The sequence below is a fragment of the Marinobacter nanhaiticus D15-8W genome, from assembly GCF_036511935.1.
Lineage (GTDB): Bacteria > Pseudomonadota > Gammaproteobacteria > Pseudomonadales > Oleiphilaceae > Marinobacter_A > Marinobacter_A nanhaiticus.
Genome location: NZ_AP028878.1, coordinates 3626851 through 3650671, shown reverse-complemented (window position 1 = coordinate 3650671; position 23821 = coordinate 3626851). Strand labels below are relative to the sequence as shown.

The following is a 23821-nucleotide window of genomic DNA, read 5'->3' as shown; positions in this document are numbered from 1 at the left end:
TGACTCGTTGCGAGATGTTCCCCTTAGGCGCCAGGCATGGCGGCAGCGGACGACTCAGCTCGCAGCGTAGGGAAATAAGGAATTTCCCTGAAGTTTGTGATCGTAAAGCTTTTTAAAAACTTTAAACGCGTTTTGTTCATAAAGTTCACGGGCAAAACCGCAGCCCGTGATTTAACCTCTTTCAACAACATAGAAGAAATCTGCTGTTTGTTCATGCCGTTTGCCTACCGAAAGCTCAAACTCAAAACCCGGATGATCATCGTCCTGGGGCTGGTCAGTGCGCTCCAGACCGGATTGATCGGCGGTTTCGCCGGTTACTACCTGAGCGAATCCCTGTACGACGAGATCGGCCAGCGTGCGCTGATGGTGTCCAAGACCGTTGCTGCCATGCCCGCGGTCATCCAAGGCGTCCGCGAGCGCGATACCGAGTCGTTGATGGCCCTCAGCGAGCGTCTGGCGGAGACCAACGAAGCGCTGTTTATCGTCATCGGCGACCACAACGCCATCCGCCTGGCCCATCCTGACCCGGACCGTCTTGGCCATTCCATGGCGGACGACGATGGCGACAGCGGTACGCTGGCCTTGGAACAAGGGCAGGCCTACGTCGCCAAGGCACTCGGAAGTCTGGGGCTGTCCATGCGCGGCAAGGCGCCGATCGTCGATGTGAGCAACGGCGAGATTATCGGCATCGTCTCGGTGGGCTACTCGCTGGACCAAGTTTTTTCCGTGATCCAGCGCTACAACAGGGTGCTCTACACGGTTATGGGCATGATGCTACTGGGCAGCGTGCTCGCGGCGATCATCATTGCCGGGCGCTTCAAGCGGGCGATCTTCGGTCTGGAGCCTGAAGAGATTGCCGCGCTGTTCCAGGAAAGGGACGCCACCCTGCAGTCGGTACGGGAGGGCATCATCGCCATCAATCGCGACGGCATCGTCACCACGTTCAACCGCACGGCCATCGAGACCCTGGGTCTGGACCCGGATACCCGTTTGGCTGGCCAGCCAATCGAGCGCATTCTGCCCGAGAACAACCTGATGACGGCATTGGAAACCGGCGAGTCCGCGTTCGATCAGGAAGTGTGGCTCCAGGGGCAGCAGATGATCGTCAACCGTTTGCCGGTGAAGCAGGGCGACGAAACTATTGGTGTGGTGGCCAGTTTCCGCCTGCGTGACGAACTGGACCAGGTCAGCCGACAGCTCACCCGCATCCAGCAATACGCCGACACCCTGCGCAGTCAGACCCACGAATATTCCAACAAGCTGCATACCATCGCCGGGCTGATCCAGATCGGTGCCAACGAAGAGGCCCTGGCCCTGATCGGCAACGAAGTCAGCGATCACCAGGCCCTCATCCACCTGCTGCTGGAAGCAGTGCCCGACCCGGTTCTTGCAGGCTGCCTGCTGGGCAAGTACAACCGCGCCCGGGAGATGGGCCTCAAGCTTGTCATCGACCCGGACAGCCAGATGGCGGACGTGCCGCCAAAACTGCCGCGGGACCAGCTGGTCAGCGTGCTCGGTAACCTGATCGACAACGCCCTGGAAGCGACCCGCCAGTTCCACGGCGAAGGCGGCCTCGTACACCTGAGCATGACCGACCTCGGCCACGACCTGATTTTTGAAGTGGAGGATCAGGGTCCCGGCATCCCGCCGGATCAGCACGAACGCATCTTCGAGCGCGGCGTCACCAACAAACAGGATGGCGATCATGGCATCGGCCTTTATCTGGTGCGCCAGTTCGTCGATCGCTGGGGCGGATCGGTGACTGTCGAATCCCTGCAGCCCTCAGGCAGTCGGTTTACACTGTATCTTTCGAAGACACCCAAACCGTCGCCATCTCCCGGACAATCGGAGGTAAACGCGTCTTGAAGTCCATTCGCCTGTTGATTGTCGAAGACGATCGCCAGATCGCCGAAATCCAGCGCCGTTTCGTCGAGCGTCTGGACGCCGTAGAACTCTGCGGCATCGCCCACACCCTGGCTGACGCCCGGGACCAGATCGACGTACTCCAGCCCGACCTGGTGTTGCTGGACGTCTATTTCCCGGACGGCAGCGGCCTGGAACTGCTGCGCGAACTACGCGCCGGGGATAGCCCCAGCGACGTCATCCTCATCACCGCCGCCAAGGAAGTCGATACCCTACGCAGCGCCCTTCGCGGCGGCGTCTTCGACTACATCCTCAAGCCCCTCGTCTTCGAGCGCCTGCAAGCCGCCATCCAGCGCTATCGCCAGCATCTCGAAACCCTCGACAGCCTGAATAATGTGGCCCAGGAAGAAGTGGACGCCCTCCTGCCACGCAGCCAACCCGAACCCACCAGCGAATCCGCATCGCGCCTACCCAAGGGCATCGATCCACTCACCCTCGACAAGATCCGCGACGTCGTTAAAGCGCCCGGCGACTGGAGTGCCGAAGCGGTAGGGCAGGAGATCGGCGCGTCACGCACAACCGCCCGACGCTACCTGGAGTACCTGGTGAGCTCAGAGGAGCTGACGGCTGAAGTAACCTACGGCTCCGTCGGGCGGCCTGAGCGTCGGTATCGGGCGCTCTAGCCCGCCCTTCACCTCTGCTCCTATTCCGCCGTGCAGGCCGGAGTTATACGAACGCGTTCGCAAAACTCCGGGATCTCCATGATTTAGCGGTGTAACCATTTGATACGTTTGGAAAGTGGACACACTTGGATTGGAGTTATACGTTTCAAATATAGGTGGCGGAGAGGCTTCCGGCGGGCGTATAACTCCGGCTGCGTTTGCGTGGAATGCCCTTAGGGCTCTGATTTCATAGGTGAATTTCGTTGATTATCAGAGCGTTTTCTTTGGAGTTATACGAATGGGTGTTATACGAACGCGTTCGTATAATTGGCTGTTGGGTGTTGAAAATGTCCTCATGTTTGGAATGAGTTCTTGTGGATTGGAAGCGGGAAATTGGCATTGCCCATCTGATAAAGCAGAAAATTGCTGAGGTGGATGAGGAACGCCTGTGGGAGCACTGCTACCCAGAGATGGCCGCCTCTCCGCGAGCTATTGAGGATGCGGAGGCCCCAATTGGGATCAAGGCTCGACCAAGCTCACAGGGATTTTCTGGCTCACGTTGATGGCTGGCGTAGTTTCTTCCAAGCGGTGGACGTTTTTGGAACAAAAGATCTAGTCGCGGGAACGAAACATGCCCGGGCTGTAGTCTTGCTGGAGTCCTTAGGGGATACACGCCCTCTTTGCGGGGCCAAGTCTGCTGAGCTGCTCCCATTCGCAGCGTCTTCTATAGATATTGATGTGTTTGCAATTGGGCGCTCAGAGTCGGAACAGCCCGGTGTCGTGTATTGGTTCGCTGGAGGGCTCGTAGAGCAGTTCCCGTCTTTTGAAGAGTGGTTTCTCGCGATGAATGACTACAATCGAGAAGAATACGAAGCGCTAAGAGCTTTATCATGATTTCTATCTACCAGTCGTCGACATCCAACAATACGCTGTTGCCGGACAATTTCTCCGCCGCTTCGCGGCTCCAAAATTGCCGCAAAGCTCCGCGTTGAGGCTGTAGAAAAAGTCCCGGAATCGCCGCTCGTGCTTTGGTAGCATCGAGTCATCGCTGGCCGACAAGGACCGTCTTTCATGCCCCGCTTCAAGCACTACAACTACGACCAGGACGCGATGGTCGTTATCAACTACCAGGATCAGCTCCAGCCCGGCACCTTCGAACATGCGATCCACTACCTGATCGAACACAGGCTGGACCTATCGGTGTTTCACCCCAAGTACCGCAACGAAGACACCGGTCGGCTGGCCTACGATCCCGCCATCCTGCTGAAGATCATCCTGTTCGCCTACTCCAAGGGCATCACCTCCAGCCGCGAGATGCAGTGGTGCTGCGAGACCAACATCATCTTCAAGGCACTGTCCTGCGATACGGTGCCGCACTTCACCACACTGGCAAAGTTCGTCAGCGGCCATGCCGATGAGATCGAGGATTTGTTCGAGCAAGTGCTGCTGGTGTGTCACGAGCAGGGCCTGTTGGGCAACGAACTCTTTGCCATCGACGGTTGCAAGATGTCCTCCAACGCCAGCAAGGAGTGGTCCGGCACCTTCAAGGAGCTCGGCGAGAAGCGGGAGAAGCTGCGGCGCCTGATCCGCCACCACCTGCGTGAACACTACGCGCGGGACGAAGCGGAGACCGAAGCCGAACTGGACCGGGATATCCGCCGGGCCAAAACCATTCTCTCGCTGGATGAGGCCATGACCAAAGTGGACCGCTTCCTAAAGACGAACCGCCCACGGAGGGGCCGGGGGAAGCGGAACAAGGAAGTGAAGAGCAACCTGACCGATAAGGAGAGTGCCAAGATGACCACGGGCAAGGGCACGATCCAGGGCTACAATGGTGTCGCCACGGTGGATAAGAAACACCAGGTCATCATCGACGCCCAGGCCTTCGGCGAAGGCCAGGAGCATCACACGCTGCAACCGGTCCTGGAAACCGTCGAAGCTCGCTATAAGAAGCTGGGTATTGCCGACAGCATCTATCAACACGGTACGGTCATCACCGCCGATACCGGCTTCGCCAACGAAGCCAATATGCAGTACCTGCATGAGCGTCAGATCAACGGCTATATCCCGGACAACCAGTTCCGCAGCCGGGACCCGAAGTTCCAGCACCAGAAAGCCAAGTACGGCAAGCGCCATCAAGACCGACCGGCCACAGGGTGGAAGAAGACCATCCCCGCGAGCGAATTCCAGTTCGACCCGGTGGACCTCACCTGTATCTGTCCCGCCGGCGAATCCCTCCAATACCACGGAACCAAGGTCGATCAGAACGGCCAGCGCCGAACCTACTTCCAGGGCCGTTTACTGCAGTGCCGACACTGCCCGAAGAAGCACCGCTGCATGCAGAACCCGGAGGCGGCCAACGATCGGAAAGGCAAAGGAAGACAGGTCTCGTTCACCATCGAGACCCAGCGCCGACCGAACTACACCGACTGGATGAAGCACCGGGTGGATAGCCCCCAAGGCAAAGAAATTTACAGCCATCGAATGTCGGTGGTGGAGCCGGTGTTCGGCAATATCGGCACCACCAAACGGCTGAACCGCTTCAGTCTGCGGGGTAAACGGAAAGTGCAAGGCCAGTGGCAGCTTTACTGTCTGGTTCATAATATTGAGAAGTTGGCCAATTACGGGCAGTTGGCAGCCTGACCGAAGGGCAGGTGGGAGAGCCATGCTATAGCGCCGCTGAATGCGCTATAGCTGACTAAGCGGCAAAAAACTTGGAGTGCGCGGCTATTGTCGGAAATAAAACAACGCATCCGCCAATGGCGGGTAAACAAAAGAACAACTGAAACAGCGGGTGGAAACGACTCAGAATTGGGTTTTTCTACAGCCTCGTTATGAGTAACGGAGATTTATCTTGGAAGTAGAGTCTAAAAAAGACCGTATGGAAGAGCGCCTCGCGGAACGCAAAGTTCGGCGCAGGAAGGTTCAAGGCTCCTTTTATATTGCAATTTTTATCTCGCTAACTTTGTCCGTAATTGTGCCAGCCTTTGCGTGGACGTCGGATATTCCTACAAGAATATTACCTTTAGTGCTGGCCTATATTGTGATTCCGGTGGGCATGATTCCGATCCTTCGCGGGCGAGTTAGAGATATAGAACAGGAGATAAGGGAGCTTGAGTTTGAGGTCGATTTACAGCAATTTGAACGGACTCAGATTGAAACGAAAGCTGAGAAGACGCTCCGGCTAAATGATGCTCAACTGCAAAGATATTATGGCCTAAATCTTAGTCAGAACTCTTGGATATTTTTAGTTGGCATTGGCTGTATGCTTATTGGCTTAGGGCTAATATTGGCAACGCTCTACGCGGTAATTAACTATGCATCTACATTAGACGCGAAGATAATTACGGCCGTTCTCGGAGCTATCGGTACTTTCCTGACGAGCTACGTAGCTGCAATTTTTCTAAAGATGCATGCATCAGCGACGCAGCACCTGGGTGGGTTTCATTCGAGATTAGTCGATACCCATCAGATATTGCTCGCCAGTGTAGTTGCATCGCGAATTGCTGACGATGCACTTCGTGAAAAAACTCTTTCTGAGCTTGCTCTAAAAGTAGCGGGAAATGATGAGCTCTCATAACCATTGGCTGTTGGCGGACGTACCTACGCTGCCGCTCCGGCACGCCGCAAAGCCAAAGCGTTGAGGCTGTAGAAAAAGTCCCGGAATCGCCGCTCGTGCTTTGGTAGCATCGAGTCATCGCTGGCCGACAAGGACCGTCTTTCATGCCCCGCTTCAAGCACTACAACTACGACCAGGACGCGATGGTCGTTATCAACTACCAGGATCAGCTCCAGCCCGGCACCTTCGAACATGCGATCCACTACCTGATCGAACACAGGCTGGACCTATCGGTGTTTCACCCCAAGTACCGCAACGAAGACACCGGTCGGCTGGCCTACGATCCCGCCATCCTGCTGAAGATCATCCTGTTCGCCTACTCCAAGGGCATCACCTCCAGCCGCGAGATGCAGTGGTGCTGCGAGACCAACATCATCTTCAAGGCACTGTCCTGCGATACGGTGCCGCACTTCACCACACTGGCAAAGTTCGTCAGCGGCCATGCCGATGAGATCGAGGATTTGTTCGAGCAAGTGCTGCTGGTGTGTCACGAGCAGGGCCTGTTGGGCAACGAACTCTTTGCCATCGACGGTTGCAAGATGTCCTCCAACGCCAGCAAGGAGTGGTCCGGCACCTTCAAGGAGCTCGGCGAGAAGCGGGAGAAGCTGCGGCGCCTGATCCGCCACCACCTGCGTGAACACTACGCGCGGGACGAAGCGGAGACCGAAGCCGAACTGGACCGGGATATCCGCCGGGCCAAAACCATTCTCTCGCTGGATGAGGCCATGACCAAAGTGGACCGCTTCCTAAAGACGAACCGCCCAAGGAGGGGCCGGGGGAAGCGGAACAAGGAAGTGAAGAGCAACCTGACCGATAACGAGAGTGCCAAGATGACCACCGGTAAGGGCACGATCCAGGGCTATAACGGTGTGGCCACCGTGGATAAGAAACACCAGGTCATCATCGACGCCCAGGCCTTCGGCGAAGGCCAGGAACATCACACCCTGCAACCGGTGCTGGAGACAGTCGAAGCCCGTTATAGGAAGCTGGGTATTGCCGACAGCATCTACCAGCAAGGCACCATCGTCACCGCCGACACCGGCTTCGCCAACGAAGACAACATGCGGTACCTGCATGAGCGTCAGATCAACGGCTATATCCCGGACAATCAGTTCCGCAGCCGGGACCCGAAGTTCGCCCACCAGAAGGACAAGTACGGCAAGCGCCACCAGGACCTACTGGCCACAGGGAGGAAGAAGACCATCCCGGCGAGCGAATTCCAGTTCGACCCGGTGAACCTGACGTGCATCTGCCCCGCGGGTAACGCGATCAGTTACCAGGGCACCCGCGAGGCTGAGAGTGGCAAAAGCCGGGTGCACTTCGAAGGTCGTTTGCTGCAATGTCGGCATTGCCCGAAGAAGCATCAGTGCATGCAGAATCCGGCGTCTGCCGACCATCGCAAAGGCTCGGGAAGGCAGGTCTCGTTCACCATCGAGACCAAGCGCCTGCCGAACTACACCGACTGGATGAAGCATCGGGTGGATAGCCCGCAGGGTAAAGCGATCTACAGTCACCGGATGTCGGTGGTGGAGCCGGTGTTCGGCAACATCGGTACGACCAAACGGCTGAACCGCTTCAGTCTGCGCGGTAAGCGAAAGGTACAGGGCCAGTGGCAGCTTTACTGTCTGGTTCACAATATCGAGAAGCTGGCGAATTATGGGCGATTGGCGGCCTGACTGGGGAGGGCAGAAGACCCACCAAACCGCGCTGCTGAATGCGCTATAGGTGACGCAGCGGCGAAACTTGGGACTAAACGGCTACTTCCGACAAATAAGAACAACGCATTCGCCAATGGCGGGTAAACAAAAGAACAACTGAAACGGCGGGTGGAAACGACTCAGAATTGGGTTTTTCTACAGCCTCGTTAAAAGTCTGCTAGGCAGGCCCAGGGAGGGATAGATTTATGAAATGGTTTTTGATCTATGCGGCAGCCCTTTGGTGTCTCTGGCATGTCATTGACCTCAAATCAGGCTCCATACTCACCGGTTTTCTCGCCCCATTCGTTTTCGGTTTTCTTCTTCTGGCCTTTGTAATTTGGCTCTCAACCAGAATCAGTGGACGTTCATCCTCATCAGGTGGGGATGTATCGTTCGGCGGTTTCTTTGGAGGTGGTGACTCCGGGGGAGGTGATGGTGGCTGCTGACTTTTTAACAGCTTGTTGTAGTTTGTTCCGGCCTGCGGATTCCACCGGACGCTCCGGTCGGGGCGCCGCTAAACAAAAAGCGTTATAAGCACCAAGGAAGTACGCATGATCAAGAAGGCAGTGAACTTCCCCTGGTGCAGTAGCACTGAAAGAGTGTGATATAGATGAAGTGGATGTTGGGAAAAAGCGCTGACGATAGCAGGTATAGCGATGCCTTTTCCCCAAGCTTTGCCTCGATTCCAAAGCCGGGCGTTAAATACCCGTGATTGCAAGGTCCAGAGCTCCAACAATCTGATCCCTAAAGTGCGAGAGGGAACCCACAGGCCTTTTGAGATACTTCTCGGGCACGGAGGAAACTTGTGGGGTTAATAGCAAAAGTTCTTGGTCGGCAAAACTAATTTCCGGCGTGAGTCCTTGCATGGTTTCGCCACCAAACGCCGCGCGTTTTCCTAAGGGGGATAACGATGCGAGCTGCCGGTTCGCTCAGCAGGCTGCTCTGAATATCGACAAGGTAAGGATAGTGCGCTTTGCTAGTTTTGCTTGGGTTCGGATACACGTCGAACTGTGCCATCAAAACTCCCTGAATTCGTCGCCGAAGCATCCATGTTTTTCTACAAAATCATTGTAACTTTTGATCGCAGCGCGATTTTCTTCGACCCACTGGGCTGCTTCGCGCTTGGAAAGCTCTTCTTTTAATGCTCGCTCCAGAGTAGCGGCCAAGTTAATGTTCAGCTCTCGGGCCTTACGCAGCAGATCGCTATTAATCGAGAGATTGGCTGCTTTTTTGGGTGCGTCTGCGTTGTAGAGTTCGGCCATTGGCCCCCCGTGGCTGATCAATTGATCGCGTCAACTTATGCGCATAATAATGCGCATTCAAGCGCGATAAAGAGATACTCACACCAAGACTTTGGCGTTCGAGTAGTCACTCGATCTAGGGCGGGAGTCGTCCTTCCGGGCGGTCTTTGTCCTGATTGCGAGCTCAGGCCCGAATGCTAGAATGCCCCTCCTTTGGCCATCACCGGAGAATACAGAATATGACGACTGCTCCCGCACCTTATCCAATCGGCACCCCCGGTCTTCCCTGGGGCGACGAGGAACGCGCCGAGTGGTTGTCACGACAGACCCGTCAACGCAGTTATGCCTCTGATGTGCTGAGTGTGGTCGATCGGCTGCGTTCGCGCTTTGACGTCGAAGAATATGGCCACCTGGACTATGGCTCCGAGAGTTATCCGTTGATGACGATCCGCAGCCGCGAGTGGCGAGATGATCGGCCGGTCGTGCTGGTGACGGGTGGGGTGCACGGCTATGAAACCAGCGGTGTTCATGGCGCCCTGCAGTTCGTCGACCAGTATGCGGCGGACTACGCGGACCGCGTCAACCTGCTGGTCGCGCCTTGCGTCAGCCCCTGGGCTTACGAGCGTATCCATCGGTGGAACCCGAACGCGGTCGACCCGAACCGGTCGTTCCGCGATGACGGTTCTGCTGGGGAGTCGGCGGCACTCGTGCGGCTCTTGGCACCCCTCCGCGATCGTGTACTGATGCATATCGACCTGCACGAGACCACCGATACCGACGAGACTGAGTTTCGCCCGGCGCTGGCTGCCCGCGACGGTAAGCCGTTCGAACCGGGCGGGATTCCCGACGGCTTCTACCTGGTCGATGACATGGAGAAGCCGAGTCCTGAATTCCAGCAGGCGGTGATTGAGGCGGTGGAGCGAGTGACCCATATCGCTCCGGCCGATGACAGCGGCGAACTCTTCGGCTCACCGATGGTTGCTCGGGGCGTCATCCAGTATCCGCTTAAGCAGATGGGATTGTGCGCCGGTATCACCGATGCCCCCTACCGAACGACCACCGAGGTCTATCCCGACAGCCCCCAAGTAACTCCCGAACAGTGTAATGCCTCGCAGGTTGCCGCGGTGTGTGCGGCGATCAACTACGCGCTTGCCCACCGTTAGGAAAGTGCCGTTGGCACCACCCAGACTGTTGCTTGAATCTCCCGGTACGAGGTGTCCGGTGCTTAATCGGACACCTTCGCCACTATCCAACCAACACTGAACTTCTCTGGCTACTTTGACTTACAACGGGATTAGTCCTGTTATCTGCTTTCCAGTGCCTGCCTACGTCAGGTGAGCCTGTCACTGCCTATCAACCTCAAGGCGTCGTTTGTCGTCGACACCGTGGTTTGACTATTTTCTGACATTTCCTGAACGCTCGTTTTACACCCCTTTGGTTACCTTTGCGGCTGTGAACGCAGAGACTTTCGTTCTTGGCGCCGTCGACGGGTCCTTTTGGCCATAAATTTAGGGCTGTCCTAAACTTATAAGTGGCCAGCAATTGAGTGTCGTACCCAGGCCAGATGTGATGTTTTTCTGCGCTACTCCTATAGGCGGTATTAACTAATCTCTGGTCGCTCGTTATGGATTCATGCCCATCCGTTTCCGTCGTTATTCCTGCCAAAGACGAACAGGGCAGTATCGGCCCGCTCATCGCTGAAACCCATCGGATACTGCGCGAGCATACAAACTTCGAAATTGTCGTTGTCGACGATGGGAGTAACGATCTCACGTCGGGTGCAGCGCTAGTGGCAGCCAGAGAGGCCGGGTGCGCCATACAGGTTGTCCGGCATGCGCAGAGCATTGGGCAGAGTGGCGCGATACAGACCGGCATCCGTGCCGCTCGGGGCGAACTGATCGTCACGATGGATGGCGACGGCCAGAACGATCCTGCCGATATTCCGACCCTCTTGAGCCAAGCCGCCAACCTTCAGGGTAAGGATTTCTGTATTGCAGGTTTCAGGCACAAGCGCAAGGACACCGCATGGAAGCGATTCCAGTCACGGCTGGCCAACCGGATTCGCAGTGCGCTGTTGAAAGATGGCGTACCGGATACCGGCTGCGGTCTGAAGCTCTTCCCGAAGTCGACATTCCTCAAACTGCCCTGGTTTAACCACGGTCACCGGTTTATCCCGGCGCTGGTGAAAGGCATCGGCGGCGATATCGAAATCGTCCAGGTTAACCATCGCGACCGAACCCGGGGGAACTCCAAATACAATGTCTGGAATCGGGCGTGGGCCGGCCTGATTGATCTGGCGGGTGTGATGTGGCTGCTACACCGAACGCGTGTTGCCCAGATCGTGGAGCCACGGGATATGGGGCCTGGTTAATATGCGCAACTGGCCCCGATGGCTGGCGTTCGCCGTAATGGGCGGTCTGGCGTTGATTGCCGTCAGGCAAGGCTGGCTGGATTTCCTCTCCGATGAAAAGCAGGTTGCGGGCTTCATACAGGCGAGGGGCCTTTCTGGTCTTGTTGCTGTGATGGGGGCAGGGACGCTGTATACGGCGCTGGGTGGGCCGCGACAACTGCTGGCCTTTGTTCTCGGATTTGCCCTCTCTCCGGTGTATGGCACGGTGATCTCAACCGCCGTAACCGTGCTCGGAGCGACCCTTTGCTTCTTCGTTGCGCGCATTCTTCTGCAACGCTCGCTGGCGGACCGCTTCGGTCAGCGGATGGAGCGCTTCGACCGTCTCTTTCAGCAAAAGACGATGACCAAGATCCTGGTCGTCCGCTTGCTGCCGATAGGCAGCAACCTGGCGACCAATCTCATTGCCGGGTGCTCTCACATCCGGTTTTTACCTTTTCTGATGGGGAGTGGACTCGGTTACCTGCCGCAGATGCTGGTGTTCGCACTGGCGGGCGCCGGCATTGGTAACGCCGATCACTACCAGTTCGCCCTGAGCGTGGCCCTGTTCATCGTCGCATCGCTCCTGGGGGGCTATCTGCTGCAACAGCACCGCAATCGTCTGCTAACCACCCCGCTGTCCGAGGATTCCTGAGTTTATGTCGTCTCACCCGATCTCCGGCGCTATGCAGCACCAAGCACTGAAACTGTCCCAGCAGCGGCTATTGGTGCTCCTGCTGGCGGTCGCCAGCGTGCTTATTTTTGTAGGCATTGGCCTGCGCTCGCCCTGGCCAGCCGATGAGCCGCGATTTGCGGAAATTGCCCGGGAGATGGTCGACTCAGGCCAATGGCTGATTCCCATGCGGGGCGGAGAGTTCTACCCGGATAAACCGCCGGTCTTCATGTGGACTATTGCCGCCGTGTATTGGCTGACGGGCAATCTGAAGCTTGCTTTCCTGCTGCCCAACGCGATCTGCGGGTTGATCACGCTGGTCGCGGTCTACGATCTCGGGTGTCGACTGTGGAACCAGCGGGTCGCCGTTCTCGCCGCATTTCTTCTGATGCTGGCGCCCCAGTTCCTGATGCAGGCCAAGTCCGCCCAGATCGACGCCATGGTGGCGTGTTGGATCACGCTCGGCTGCTACGGGCTGGTCCGTCATTTTTTCGCGGGCCCGGCCTGGGGATGGTATTTCTCGGCCTGGGGTTTCATGGGTTTAGGCATCATCACCAAGGGGGTTGGTTTTCTCCCCGCGCTCATGATGCTGCCCCTGCTGTTTATCCGTTGGCGGCAACAGGGGGGCTTCGAAAAGAGCTTGCGTTGGCGGGCAGCACTCGGACCGGTGGTTATGTTGGCTGTCGCTGCAGTCTGGGTGATACCGATGATGCTGTATGTGGACGCGGTGAACACGCCGGAGGCCATTGCCTACCGGGACAATATCCTGTTCAAGCAGACCGGTGAGCGTTACGCCGATTCCTGGGGGCATATCCAGCCCTGGTACTACTTTATCGTCAACGTTATTCCAGCGCTCTGGTTCCCCCTGCCGCTGCTTTTTTTGGCGCACCTGCGATCGACGCGCGAGTCGCTTCGACGGTACCCGGAGGTGGTGGTGCTACTGGCGTGGGTAGCGCTGGTTATCGTCTTTTTCAGTCTGAGTCCGGGTAAGCGTGGCGTCTACGTTCTACCGGCCTTGCCCATGTTCGCCCTGGCGCTCGCGGCGATCACCGATGCCCGTGAGCCAGCGCGATGGTTCTCGCCGGTAATAACCGCCATTCAACTACTATTGTCGCTTGCGCTGGTCGTCGTGGGTGTCCTCGCCTGGAATAACTATCCCGCATTGGTGACAAAAGTGGCCCGCTACAGCCAGGATTCGGGCGCACTCCACGCGGCTGGTCTTTTTGTCGCTACGGTGGGCGTCGTATGGGCCTTGGCGCTAGCCATACTCTGGCGACGGCCCCCGTTGGAGCGGCTGTTCGCAGCGCTGATGGTGACCTGGTTGCTGTACTCGACGTGGGGCTACACCTTGCTCGAACCGCTACGCACCCCTCGCAATATACTCGCTGCTGCAGAAGCAAGGCTTGGACCGGACGCCTCCCTGGGCATTATCGACTTCAGGGAGCAGTACATTCTGTTTTCACGACTCGACATCACGCATTTCGGGTTTGGAGCCGAGTACGAACAGGATGAACGCAACGCCTGGCAATGGATGACCGAAGGACAACAGCGGTTCGTTCTGGTCTCGAAAGACAAACCTTTGAACTGTTTCACCCAGGCAGGTGCAGTGGATCTGGGTGTGGCGCACGGAGAACGCTGGCTGTTGCTGGGCCCCGAGCAGCAGGCGGAGGACTGTACCGCACCCGAGCGGAAGCGACAGTTCTATACACCCAAACCCGGGCGCTGGATTCCCCAGCGCGGCTGACCCGGATTGTCGACCCCATCGGCCTGTGCCCGATAATTTTCAGTTCATCGCACTTTAGCGGGGACCCGCGTAACGCAAAGCATTCCGCGAATGGGCAGCCCGGCGGGCTGCTCCGAAGCTGAAGCGTCGGCTACATTTTCCAGCTAACTCGAGCATGTAGCAGATGTTTCAGCTTCTGAGGCGCCGAAGGTGCCCATGGTCTTACGACTGGTGCGGAGGACTCCCGGCTCCACGTCACGCTAATCCGCCATGAACCTGATTTTTACCATTGACGGCCTGATTGGGCGCGGTTTGATCTTTTTCTGACATTTCCTGAACACCCGCCTCACCACCCCTTCGTTAAGGTGTCGGCCATGAGAATTGAGATTCCGGGGCAGGGACCTGCCATCTACCGCGTAGTGCGTTTTGCATGTTGTGGCGGTTTTTCCACAGCGATGCACTGGGCAACGATGGCACTGCTCATCCAGACCGGTGTAAGTGCGATATGGGCAACGACGGCAGGTGCTGTGACCGGAGCAGCAATCAATTACGGATTGCAGCGTCGGGTGACCTTTCGCAGCGATGCGCCCCATGGACGAGCCCTTTGGCTTTATCTGAACGCATGCGCTGCAAGCTGGCTGGCCAATCTTGGCGTGTTCGCAGTGCTCCACCACTTGCTGGGGCTCGATGTCATACCCGCACAGGTTGTGACGACAGCGTTGGTTACCGGAATGAACTACCTCCTATACGAGAGGCTCGTGTTCAACGATTGAGGTTTGTTTCCATGAATAAAGTGCATCCCCATCCACACCTGGCCCGTTCCAAAAGCCTGCTGTCGATCGTAATTCCGTTCTTCAATGAGCGCGCGATGCTGCCGCTGCTGCTGGAACGTCTGCTGCCCGTCGTCTCCAATCTGGAGATGAGCTGGGAGCTGGTATTTGTGGACGATGGCAGCGATGACGGGAGCGCGGAATTTCTCATCGACACGATTCGCCGCGAAAAACGGATTCGCCTGGTCCGGTTGAGCCGCAACTTCGGCAAGGAAGCAGCGCTCACCGCAGGCCTGGAGCATGCGAGAGGTGAGGGCGTGCTCATTATGGACGCAGACCTGCAGGATCCGCCTGAACTGGTTCCGGATATGGTGGCGCGCTGGCGAGAGGGCGTCGATGTCGTGCTCATGCAGCGTCGTTCGCGGCGAGGGGAAGGTTGGTTCAAACGTTTCAGCGCATACATGTTCTATCGCTTGCTCAACCGTGCCTGCCGCTCCCCGATTCCGGTAGACACCGGTGACTTCCGGCTGATGAGTCGTCGGGCGGTCAACGCCCTGCTTAGCCTGAACGAACGTAATCGCTATATGAAAGGGTTGTTTGCCTGGGTTGGTATGCCGACCGTGGTTGTTCCCTATGACCGGGAGCCGCGAGCCGCGGGAACCACCAAGTGGGACTTCCTCGGTTTGCTTGGACTTGCGCTGGAGGGGCTCACCTCATTTTCCGCCGCGCCCCTGCGGTGGGCTACCGCAACCGGGCTGATTGCCGCCACGCTGGGAGCGGTGTTCGGGCTCTGGATCGTGGTCAAGGCCACGATCCTGGGGGATATCACGAGCGGTTATCCGTCACTGGTAGCCATCATCACCTTCCTGGGCGGCATCCAGCTTCTTGGCATCGGGATCGTGGGTGAATACGTCGGCAAGACGTACGTCGAATCAAAACAACGACCGATCTACCTCACGCGGGACATTATCGAAAACACGGCGGTCGCTGGCTCGTCTCAGAGAACCAGGCGCGAGGAGCTGCAGTATGTCGAGCTGGGCTAGACGACCCGGTACATGGGTTGCCGTTCTGGTTGCGATTCTGGCCAGCCGTCTGCTGAGCATGGCCATCTTCCCTTTCGTGGACACGACAGAGCCTCGCTACGCCGAGATTGCCCGGTTAATGGTGGAAACGAACGACTGGATCACGCCGTGGTTTGAAGCTGGTGTGCCTTTCTGGGGAAAACCGCCGTTGTCGTTCTGGGCACAAGCTGGGGCCATCAAGCTGTTTGGGCTTAATGAGTTTGCCCTGCGGCTGCCCTCCTGGCTTTGTATCGTTGCCATCGTCTGGCTGACCTGGCGTTATGCGCTGGTTGCGTATAACGAGAGAATTGCGCGCTGGTCCGCGCTGATCCTGTCCACCATGGCGCTTACCTATATCAGTGCGGGTGCGGTGATGACCGATCCGTTCCTCGCGCTGGGGACAACCTTGAGCCTGGTCAGCTTCGGGATGGTGGTGGCCCAACGGGGCGCTGTGTGGCGCTGGTTGTTCTTCGTTGGGCTGGTCATCGGTATGCTTGCGAAAGGGCCTCTCGCGGTGGTGCTGGTCGGCCTCCCGGTTGCGTTGTGGAGTGTCTTTCGCTGTCGCTGGTATTTCCATCTGCGCGACCTGCCATGGTTCCGTGGCACCCTGCTGACCCTGGCGCTCGTTCTGCCCTGGTACATCGCGGCGGAATTCAAGACGCCCGGATTTCTGGACTACTTCATCGTGGGCGAGCACATCAAACGCTTTATCGATCCGGGCTGGGCGGGCGATATGTATGGTAGCGCCCATGTGCGCCCCAAAGGGATGATTTGGGTCTTCTGGTTATGGGCTTCATTTCCCTGGGGAATTATCGTGGCGGTCGGCTTGCTGGCGGGGTTGGTCAAGGGTTACCGCCGGACACTGTGCAAGTTCCTGGATTTCGACAAATACATGCAGTTCATCGTGCTCTCCGCGCTGGCGCCTCTGCTGTTCTTTACGATGGCCAGTAACACGCTGTGGACCTATGTGCTGCCCTCGTTACCGTTTTCGGCCATCGTCATGGCCAATGGCATCGCGTTCTATGAGCGGAGACGCCGCGAAGCCGACAAGCTCGCGTTTCCGGCCATGGTTGCTGTTCCCTTCCTGACAACGGTATTTGCTATCATCATGACAGCGAGCCAGGCGGCACTGAAAACAGAGCAGGTGATTGCGGAGTATTACGCCTCGCAAAGCCGCCCGGGCGATAGCCAACTCTTTTACCTCGATGACTTGCCGTTTTCCGCGGGGTTCTATTCCCGTGGAAATGCGGTACAAGCCTCGCTAGATGACGTATTGCGTATGCGCGAAAGCGGTCAGTTCCAGCGGTACTTTCTTGCAGTGCCAAAACAGGAGGAACCGGTTGTCCTCCAACAATTACCGGCGTCCACTCAGGTGGCCACGGAAAACCGGCGTTACGTGCTGCTCCAGTTTGGTGAACAGATGAGCCGAACGGAGGGATGAATACATGACCCATAGTGCCGGTGCTTACCCTGAAACGACAGGCCCGTTACGGATACTGGTGGTGGAAGACCAGGTTGATCTTGCCGAGAACCTTTTTGAGTTTCTCGGTGAGGAGCGATATGCACTCGATTTTGCCGCGGACGGCCTGACCGCGCTGCACCTGCTGGCGACCAATCAGTATGACGTTATCGTGCTCGATCTCATGCTACCGGGCGTTTCCGGCTTTGATATCTGTGAGCGAATACGGCGGGACCTGCAATGCGCCACACCTATTATCCTGATGACGGCCAGGGGAGCCATCGCCGACAAGGAGCGAGGGTTCACGTGCGGTGCCGATGACTACCTGGTGAAGCCCTTCGAACTGCGCGAACTTCAACTGCGGATCGAGGCGTTGCACCGACGGTTCAGGCCACGAACCCCCGGCCTGCAGGCCGGTCCGGTTCATTTCGATCCCGGGACGCTCCAGGTCGAGCTGAATGGCCTCAAGGCTGAGCTGACGGGTATACCGGCCCGTTTGTTCGAGTTGCTGATACGGGCCTACCCGAATTTCCTCGGACATGAGGTATTGAACGAGTCCATCTGGGGTGACAGCTCCGGTGAAGAGGGGCACACGCTGCGTACCCATATCTACTCGTTGCGCCAGGCCCTGCAAAAGTCGCTCGGCCATGGCCTCATCAAAACGGTGTATGGACGGGGGTACCGGCTCGATCCACCCACCGAAGAGGAACTATCCGCAAGGTGAAACAATCCCTCGCACGGCGCCTTTTTCGGTACCTGTTCGGTGTCAGCCTGGTGACAGCGCTGCTATCCATCGTCGCCATCGAGCTCTTCTACGAAGATATGGAAGACACCATCCTCAACCTCGAGCTAACGGAGGAACAGGCCTTTTTCCTTAACCAGATCGAGCGCCCTGTTTCCCAGAGTTGGCGTACTGCGCGACTGCGTGCGTTTTATCTGCCAGAAGGAGAGAGTGAGGCACTACTGCCGGACTATTTGCGCGACAAACCGGTACCGTACTCAGCTGAGCTCGAACTTCCCGATGCCACCTACCTCGTACTGGTTCGGGACGTCGATGAGCCGGCCGGACGCCTGTACCTGTCGCAGGACATCTCCATCATGGAAGATCAGGAGCTGCTGTCGCAACTGACGGTGCTTGGCGTGCTCCTGGGTATGGCGGTTGTCGGTTTCGTCATTTCCAGACTGAGTGCCAAGCACCTGGTCAATCCATTGCACAGGCTTACATCGCAGATCCAGGCGACTGAACCTGCCAAATCCATGCGTCGGCTGGATACACGCTATGCCGACACGGAATTTGCCGATATTGCCAATGCGTTCAACCGGTTCCTGGATGCCATCGAGGCGTTCGTCGAACGCGAGAAGTCATTCGTCAAACTGGCCAGTCACGAATTGCGGACACCGCTGGCCGTGATGACGGGGGCGCTGGATATAATCGAAAAACGGGGCACGCTTTCCGAGGCGGATCGCCGTACCCTCGGTCGCATCCGACGTGCGACGGATGGTATGCACAGCGATGTGGATATCCTGCTGAAACTGGCGCGGGGCAGTATCGATAGCGACGAGTACCGAAAACTGAGCTTGAACAACAGCATCGAGGATACGCTTGAAGAACTGGAGAGTAGCCAGGGCGATTACCGGGAGAGACTCCGATTTGTTCCCAAACAGCCCGATCAGACCGTCACGACCGACCCGGCGCTATTGCGGATGCTACTGCGAAATCTCCTGTTGAATGCGCTGAAACACACACGGTATGGCGTAGACATCGAAACCTTCCCTGGGCGCTTGCGTATCCGCGATTACGGTGATGGTCTTCCCCATCATATTACTGAACGCCTTACCCAGCCGGTTCTGACTTCCAGAAGCAGCTTTCAGGAAAGCAGTTTTGGACTACTAATCGTCCAACTGATCTGTGAGCGCCAGGGCTGGCAGCTCAACGTTGTCCAGAGTGGGGAATCTGGAACTGAAATCGACGTCGACTTGAACCCGCAATAGAAGTGCTTCAGCCTATGATCGGCGGGGTACGAACCATACCGCGGTCCGCGCAGGGCAGTTTGACGCAAGCGTATTAACGGTATGAACTGGCCTTAGCGCTTGGGCCGCCGATCACCCTCCAGGAAATTAACCGTAAACACCGCCTTCCCATGTGCCTCGAAAGACCACTTCATGGTATCGGACAGCACCTGCATCACTTGATCGAATTCCCCGAAAACCTGTGTGCTCATCTGGTTGGGGTAAACCTCAAGGCCACTCTTCGAGAGCCGTTGGATCACTTCCTTGATACTCGGTTTGTAATCGTCCTTGAGCGGGTAATGGCTGATCTGTACCGATAGAAACATAGCACTTTCTCCTTGTGTAGATGCCAATAGCCGGTTCGGAATAGTCCTGGCTCGATAATCACCAGCGTACTCCCGTACCTCGGTATCCTGCTACAGGGTGAACGCTTCGATGGTCTTTTTCTTTGCTACTCTGAAATTCAGGGATAGGTCATCAGGGAGAGAGTGGATTGAGCGGAGACCAACTGGAAATTGCATTACGTCTGCTGGTCGCATTGGCGGCTGGTGCCATCGTTGGCTACGAGCGCTCATTCCACGGTCGGCCTGCAGGCTTCAGAACACACACACTCGTTTGTCTCGCCTCCAGCCTGCTGATGCTGGTTACCGTCTACGAATCCTACTGGGTACCCGATTCCATGGACGGCGTCCGCCTCGACCCGACTCGCATGGCTCAGGGCATCATGACCGGTATCGGCTTCCTCGGCGCGGGGGTGATCGTCAAGGAGGGGCTGACGGTTCGTGGACTCACCACGGCCGCATCCATCTGGATAACCTCTTCTATCGGCATACTCGCGGGTATCGGCTTCTACTACCCGTTGGTGTTGTCGCTGGTAATGGCAGTGATGGTCCTTGCGCTGTTTCGTTGGGTGGAGAGCCGGATGCCGACGCAGGTGTTCTATCACTTCGATGTGCAGTTCGCCTATGGGGCGGACATGAATGAAACCCTGGTCCGGGAGCTGATCGAGCGGCATGGGTTCAGCATCGCCAACTTCAGCTACCGGGTCTATGCGGAGAAGCAGGTGCGCCGACACAAGATGGTGCTGTGTTCAATCGACGAAACCAGCGCCGCGCGGCTCGCTGAGACGCTGGAGATCACCCAGCCGATCATAGAGTTTCGCATCGCGCCCATCAGTGCCTGATGATCCAGCCTTTGTGAATCCCGCCTGACTCTGCCAACGTATTCTGTAGAAACCTCTCCATCGATAGGATGTCCGCGTTGCGTGTCCTGACCATCTTATTCGTCCTGAATGCCCTTTTCATCGGTTTGCAGTTGCCGGGTGCGGGACGGCTACCTTGGGTTGCGCTTGAGGCCCTGGTGCTCGTCGGGCTATTCGCGTTGATTCCGAGTAGCCGTTGGAGCCATCGGCTGGCCTGGGTGGTCGGCGCGGCCTACGCGACCCTAACCCTCCTCGCCATTGCCAGCGCCTTGCTGCTGCAAACCCTGGGGCGCCCGCTGAATCTCTACCTGGATGCAGGACTTTTGCAGAAGAGCCTCAACCTGATGGTGACCAATCTTGGCATCGCGCTCACCGTTCTTGTGGGTGTCCTGATAGTCGGTTGGGTGATTGGGGCGGCCTGGCTGGTGCGGACGCTCCTGGTCCGGGTCATGCGTCGCCCGCCGCCCTTGAAGCATGCCTGGGCTGTGCTTGGCGGTGCTGCTGTCGGGCTTGTCCTGGTACCGGTCAACGCGGTTCCGGTAACGCTGGGCGGTGGCGAGCTGCTGGTGCGGCAGATCACTCTGGCCATGGAAACCCACGAGGCAACGCAAACTTTCGATCAGCGGGTGGGCTCGCCGCAGGCGGTCGATCTGCAGGGCGGTCCGGTGGCATTGGATCGCCTGGACGGTCATGATGTGATGCTGGGGTTTATCGAGTCCTACGGTGTTTCGACACTGACCGACCCGCGTTACCGTGACGTGCTAAATAAGCGGCTCGCGGCCATGGATAGCGCCTTTGCAAAGGCTGGGTTGCACGTGGTCAGCGGTCGCCTGCGTTCACCGGTTCAAGGCGGGCAGTCCTGGCTGGCGCACGCCACGTTGCTTAGCGGACTTTGGGTGGACAGTCAGTTGGATTACGAGATTCTCCTTTCCAGCAACTATCCCACCCTGATCGACGATTTCCGCCAGACCGGGCATGACGCCGTGGCGGTGATGCCCGCCATTACCAAGCCCTGGCCGGAAGGTCGTCAACTGCGCTACAGCCGCATCTACGACGCCGGTCGTATGGGCTACACCGGACCGCCACTGAACTGGGTGACCATGCCCGACCAATACACCTGGTCCTGGTTCGAGCGGCAGGTGCGGAAGCCTGCGAAGGGGCCCGTGTTTGCTGAATTGGCGCTGATCAGTAGCCATGCGCCCTGGGTACCCATCCTGCCGGTACTGGACGACTGGCAGCGGATCGGCAGCGGCGAGGTGTTCGAATCCTGGCGCGATGCCGGCGAGACGCCGGCCAGCCTGTGGCGGGATCCGGAGCGCGTGCGCCAGCACTACATCCAGGCCGTGGACTACGCGTTGGCCGTCGCCGCGGACTACGCTGTCCGTCATCTCGACGACAATGCGTTGCTGGTCTTGTTGGGTGATCACCAGGCGGCACCGTTAGTGACCGGAGACAATACCAGCCGCGATGTGCCTGTCCACCTGATCAGCGGAAACCTTGAGTTGCTTGAGCCGTTTGTGGCAACGGGCGATACGATCCTACCGGGTTTTCGTAGGGGCATCCGTCCGGACGTGACGTCGGCAGCGGCCGGTATGGATGCGTTCCGCCCATTCCTTCATCAACATTTTGCTACACATATCTCCACCACTAGCCGCTAGACTCTGTCCGTAAAACAACCAAAACATGGACAGGCACTGGATGGATAGTACGGTCAAAAACAGCGGAAAGAGTGGCCTTTCACACGGGGAAGGAAACGAGGACGAACGCCAGAAGAAGAAAGGACGGCTGGCACTGAACCTATTCGGGCTGGCATTCCTGCTGGCGGGTCTCGCCGTTATCGTGTTCAGTCCGCTATCGACCCTGTATGAGCATTTCACCAGCGCCGGCTGGCAACGGGTGCCGGCGACTCTCGAACATATCGAACTGCGTACCCATTACGGCGATGACAGTACGACCTGGTCGGTAGAGACTCGTTATCGCTACCGGTTCAACGGGCGCGACTATATGGGTGATCGGGCGGGGTACGACACTGGCAGCGACAATATCGGTGACTACCACTCCAATCTCGTCTACCGCATGAAACGGGCAGGGCAGCAGGGGCCGGTCAATATCTGGGTGAACCCCAACGATCCGGCCCAGAGCCTACTGGTGCGGGAGCTCCGTTGCGACAAGCTGTTTTTTACCGTGCTTTTCGGTGGCCTGTTCGTGGCCGTCGGTGTCGGCATCATGCTGTTAGGCCGAATCCGCAATCGGGGTAAGGTGAACGGGGAGGACGTCATTTTCTCGTCTGAACGCCATGGCCACTGGTTATTCGCCTTTATGGCCATCATGTTCCTTGGTATGAGCCTGCCCGGCGTGTTGGCCATCCCCAAGGAAGTCGACCAGGACAATTGGCTGGTCCTGTTGGTGCTGGTATTTCCACTGGCAGGTCTCTGGCTGGCGCGCATGGCCTGGACCACGCGCCGCAATTGGCGTTATTACGGCCCGGTGCCGCTGGTCCTCGATCCCAGTCCCGGCCAAGTGGGCGGCGATATCGGCGGTCGTATCCGTCTGTCGCGACCTGACGTGGATGTGCCCTGGCAGGTAACCCTGCAATGCGTGCGTGTGCGCACCAGTTCCGGTAAGAATAGCAGAAGGAGCGAATCCATTATCTGGCAGGAGCAGCAGACGCCCCATGCCTATAACGAAGGCACCGGCGCCGTGGTCAGCTTCTGCTTCTGTCCGCCGACGGATCTTCCGGCGACGGATGCCTCAGGCCGCAACCGGGTGCTCTGGCGCGTCATTATCGATGGCCCCCAGAAACCGGTGCCGCTGGAACGCACCTACCAGGTTCCGGTTGAGCGCGGCACGAATACCTCTGTCGTGACCTTGCCGAAGGAGCACATTGAACGTGCGGCGCGCAAGGCCGAGGTTGAAGCGGCCAGTGCGGCTGCCGAGCAAATCGATGTGGAGCCCTTTGGTGCGGGTATGCTCATCCGCAGTCGTGCAGGACGTAACCCTGGGATGACCCTGGCCCTGCTTGTTGCCGGCATTGCATTTTCCGGCGGGTCGGTTGGGCTGTTTATCGCTGCGGCTGAGGAAGGCGTCATGCTGTACCTGATGTCTCTTGTGTTCGGGTTGTTTGGGTTCCCCATGGCGGTTGGTGCGTTATTTATGGCCGGGCGCTCCCTCGAAGCAAAGGTGGCGAACAACCGGGTGCAGACGGTTCGCTATTGGTGTGGATTGGCGTTATGGAAGCGTCAGGGCGCGCTGCAGAGCCGGGATCAACTGGTGCTGACGAATGCCGGCTCGATGACCCAGGGCCATCGGATGACCGAGTTCTTTCACTTGGACGTCAAGTCTGGCGACAAGAAAATCCGCGTCGCCGAAGGCCTGGCCGGACGTGAGGTTGCTGAGGCCATGCGCGACAACCTGGCACGCATGCTCCGCCTGGAATGATGCCGGATTGGAAGATGC

The 23821-nt window shown here is 57.7% G+C and carries 23 protein-coding genes; 18 read left to right on the top strand and 5 right to left on the bottom strand.

The genetic code is table 11. The annotated features are described in order from the left end of the window. Positions 1-23: 23 nt before the first annotated feature. On the bottom strand, positions 24-215 hold the full coding sequence (locus tag RE428_RS16380; RefSeq protein ID WP_154660782.1) for a hypothetical protein: 192 nt from the start codon (positions 213-215) through the stop codon (positions 24-26). Between RE428_RS16380 and RE428_RS16375 the strand changes: the two genes are divergently transcribed. From RE428_RS16375 to RE428_RS16350, 6 genes are all read left to right on the top strand, one after another. Continuing rightward, a complete protein-coding gene (locus RE428_RS16375; RefSeq protein ID WP_040883862.1) occupies positions 214-1866 on the top strand; it encodes an ATP-binding protein in 1653 nt (550 codons plus the stop codon). The genes RE428_RS16380 and RE428_RS16375 overlap by 2 nt on opposite strands. Next, on the top strand, positions 1863-2546 hold the full coding sequence (locus RE428_RS16370) for a response regulator (RefSeq protein WP_004583014.1): 684 nt from the start codon (positions 1863-1865) through the stop codon (positions 2544-2546). The genes RE428_RS16375 and RE428_RS16370 overlap by 4 nt, the downstream gene beginning before the upstream one ends. 1050 nt (positions 2547-3596) lie before the next feature. After that, positions 3597-5168, top strand: coding sequence for an IS1182 family transposase (locus RE428_RS16365; RefSeq protein ID WP_004579270.1), 1572 nt, complete (start codon positions 3597-3599; stop codon positions 5166-5168). A gap of 211 nt (positions 5169-5379) precedes the next feature. After that, entirely contained in the window at positions 5380-6105 is a 726-nt protein-coding gene (locus RE428_RS16360; RefSeq protein ID WP_004583011.1) for a TRADD-N-associated membrane domain-containing protein, read from the top strand. 143 nt (positions 6106-6248) lie between these two features. Continuing rightward, complete coding sequence (locus RE428_RS16355) at positions 6249-7820, top strand: IS1182 family transposase (RefSeq protein WP_004583010.1); 1572 nt, start codon at positions 6249-6251, stop codon at positions 7818-7820. 227 nt (positions 7821-8047) lie between these two features. Continuing rightward, positions 8048-8287, top strand: a complete 240-nt coding sequence (locus tag RE428_RS16350; protein ID WP_154660781.1) for a hypothetical protein — start codon at positions 8048-8050, stop codon at positions 8285-8287. Positions 8288-8539: 252 nt separating this feature from the next. Here RE428_RS16350 and RE428_RS16345 read toward each other — a convergent pair whose 3' ends face one another. From RE428_RS16345 to RE428_RS16335, 3 genes are read right to left on the bottom strand one after another with little or no spacing between them, the layout of a single operon-like run. Next, positions 8540-8707, bottom strand: a complete 168-nt coding sequence (locus tag RE428_RS16345) for a CcdB family protein (RefSeq protein ID WP_004583009.1) — start codon at positions 8705-8707, stop codon at positions 8540-8542. Next, positions 8682-8858: a CcdB family protein gene (locus tag RE428_RS16340; protein ID WP_264673123.1), complete on the bottom strand. Its 177-nt coding sequence runs from the start codon at positions 8856-8858 to the stop codon at positions 8682-8684. The genes RE428_RS16345 and RE428_RS16340 overlap by 26 nt, the downstream gene beginning before the upstream one ends. Next, complete coding sequence (locus RE428_RS16335; RefSeq protein WP_004583008.1) at positions 8858-9103, bottom strand: type II toxin-antitoxin system CcdA family antitoxin; 246 nt, start codon at positions 9101-9103, stop codon at positions 8858-8860. The genes RE428_RS16340 and RE428_RS16335 overlap by 1 nt, the downstream gene beginning before the upstream one ends. A gap of 218 nt (positions 9104-9321) precedes the next feature. Here RE428_RS16335 and RE428_RS16330 point away from each other — a divergent pair, with 218 nt between their 5' ends. The 9 genes from RE428_RS16330 to RE428_RS16290 all read left to right on the top strand — a co-directional run bounded on the left by RE428_RS16330 (position 9322) and on the right by RE428_RS16290 (position 19146). Then, positions 9322-10245, top strand: a complete 924-nt coding sequence (locus tag RE428_RS16330; RefSeq protein WP_004583007.1) for a M14 family metallopeptidase — start codon at positions 9322-9324, stop codon at positions 10243-10245. Between the two features lie 461 nt (positions 10246-10706). Then, complete coding sequence (locus tag RE428_RS16325; protein ID WP_004583006.1) at positions 10707-11453, top strand: glycosyltransferase family 2 protein; 747 nt, start codon at positions 10707-10709, stop codon at positions 11451-11453. 1 nt (position 11454) lies between these two features. Continuing rightward, positions 11455-12123: a TVP38/TMEM64 family protein gene (locus RE428_RS16320; protein ID WP_004583005.1), complete on the top strand. Its 669-nt coding sequence runs from the start codon at positions 11455-11457 to the stop codon at positions 12121-12123. Between the two features lie 4 nt (positions 12124-12127). Further along, a complete protein-coding gene (locus tag RE428_RS16315; RefSeq protein ID WP_004583004.1) occupies positions 12128-13885 on the top strand; it encodes an ArnT family glycosyltransferase in 1758 nt (585 codons plus the stop codon). A 353-nt stretch (positions 13886-14238) separates the two neighbouring features. Beyond that, entirely contained in the window at positions 14239-14637 is a 399-nt protein-coding gene (locus RE428_RS16310; RefSeq protein ID WP_004583003.1) for a GtrA family protein, read from the top strand. A gap of 11 nt (positions 14638-14648) precedes the next feature. Then, entirely contained in the window at positions 14649-15677 is a 1029-nt protein-coding gene (locus RE428_RS16305) for a glycosyltransferase family 2 protein (protein ID WP_004583002.1), read from the top strand. After that, entirely contained in the window at positions 15661-17136 is a 1476-nt protein-coding gene (locus RE428_RS16300) for an ArnT family glycosyltransferase (protein WP_004583001.1), read from the top strand. The genes RE428_RS16305 and RE428_RS16300 overlap by 17 nt, the downstream gene beginning before the upstream one ends. 4 nt (positions 17137-17140) lie before the next feature. Continuing rightward, complete coding sequence (locus RE428_RS16295) at positions 17141-17878, top strand: response regulator transcription factor (protein ID WP_004583000.1); 738 nt, start codon at positions 17141-17143, stop codon at positions 17876-17878. Then, positions 17875-19146, top strand: a complete 1272-nt coding sequence (locus tag RE428_RS16290) for a sensor histidine kinase (protein WP_004582999.1) — start codon at positions 17875-17877, stop codon at positions 19144-19146. The genes RE428_RS16295 and RE428_RS16290 overlap by 4 nt, the downstream gene beginning before the upstream one ends. A gap of 92 nt (positions 19147-19238) precedes the next feature. Here the strand turns inward: RE428_RS16290 and RE428_RS16285 are convergent, their stop codons facing one another. Beyond that, positions 19239-19490, bottom strand: a complete 252-nt coding sequence (locus RE428_RS16285; RefSeq protein WP_004582998.1) for a YkoF family thiamine/hydroxymethylpyrimidine-binding protein — start codon at positions 19488-19490, stop codon at positions 19239-19241. A 167-nt stretch (positions 19491-19657) separates the two neighbouring features. Between RE428_RS16285 and RE428_RS16280 the strand changes: the two genes are divergently transcribed. The 3 genes from RE428_RS16280 to RE428_RS16270 all read left to right on the top strand — a co-directional run bounded on the left by RE428_RS16280 (position 19658) and on the right by RE428_RS16270 (position 23803). Next, positions 19658-20347 (top strand): MgtC/SapB family protein, encoded by a 690-nt coding sequence (locus tag RE428_RS16280; RefSeq protein ID WP_004582997.1) that lies wholly within the window; start codon positions 19658-19660, stop codon positions 20345-20347. A gap of 68 nt (positions 20348-20415) precedes the next feature. Then, a complete protein-coding gene (locus RE428_RS16275; RefSeq protein WP_040883779.1) occupies positions 20416-22023 on the top strand; it encodes an alkaline phosphatase family protein in 1608 nt (535 codons plus the stop codon). 40 nt (positions 22024-22063) lie between these two features. Further along, positions 22064-23803, top strand: a complete 1740-nt coding sequence (locus RE428_RS16270; protein WP_004582995.1) for a DUF3592 domain-containing protein — start codon at positions 22064-22066, stop codon at positions 23801-23803. Positions 23804-23821: the final 18 nt, after the last annotated feature.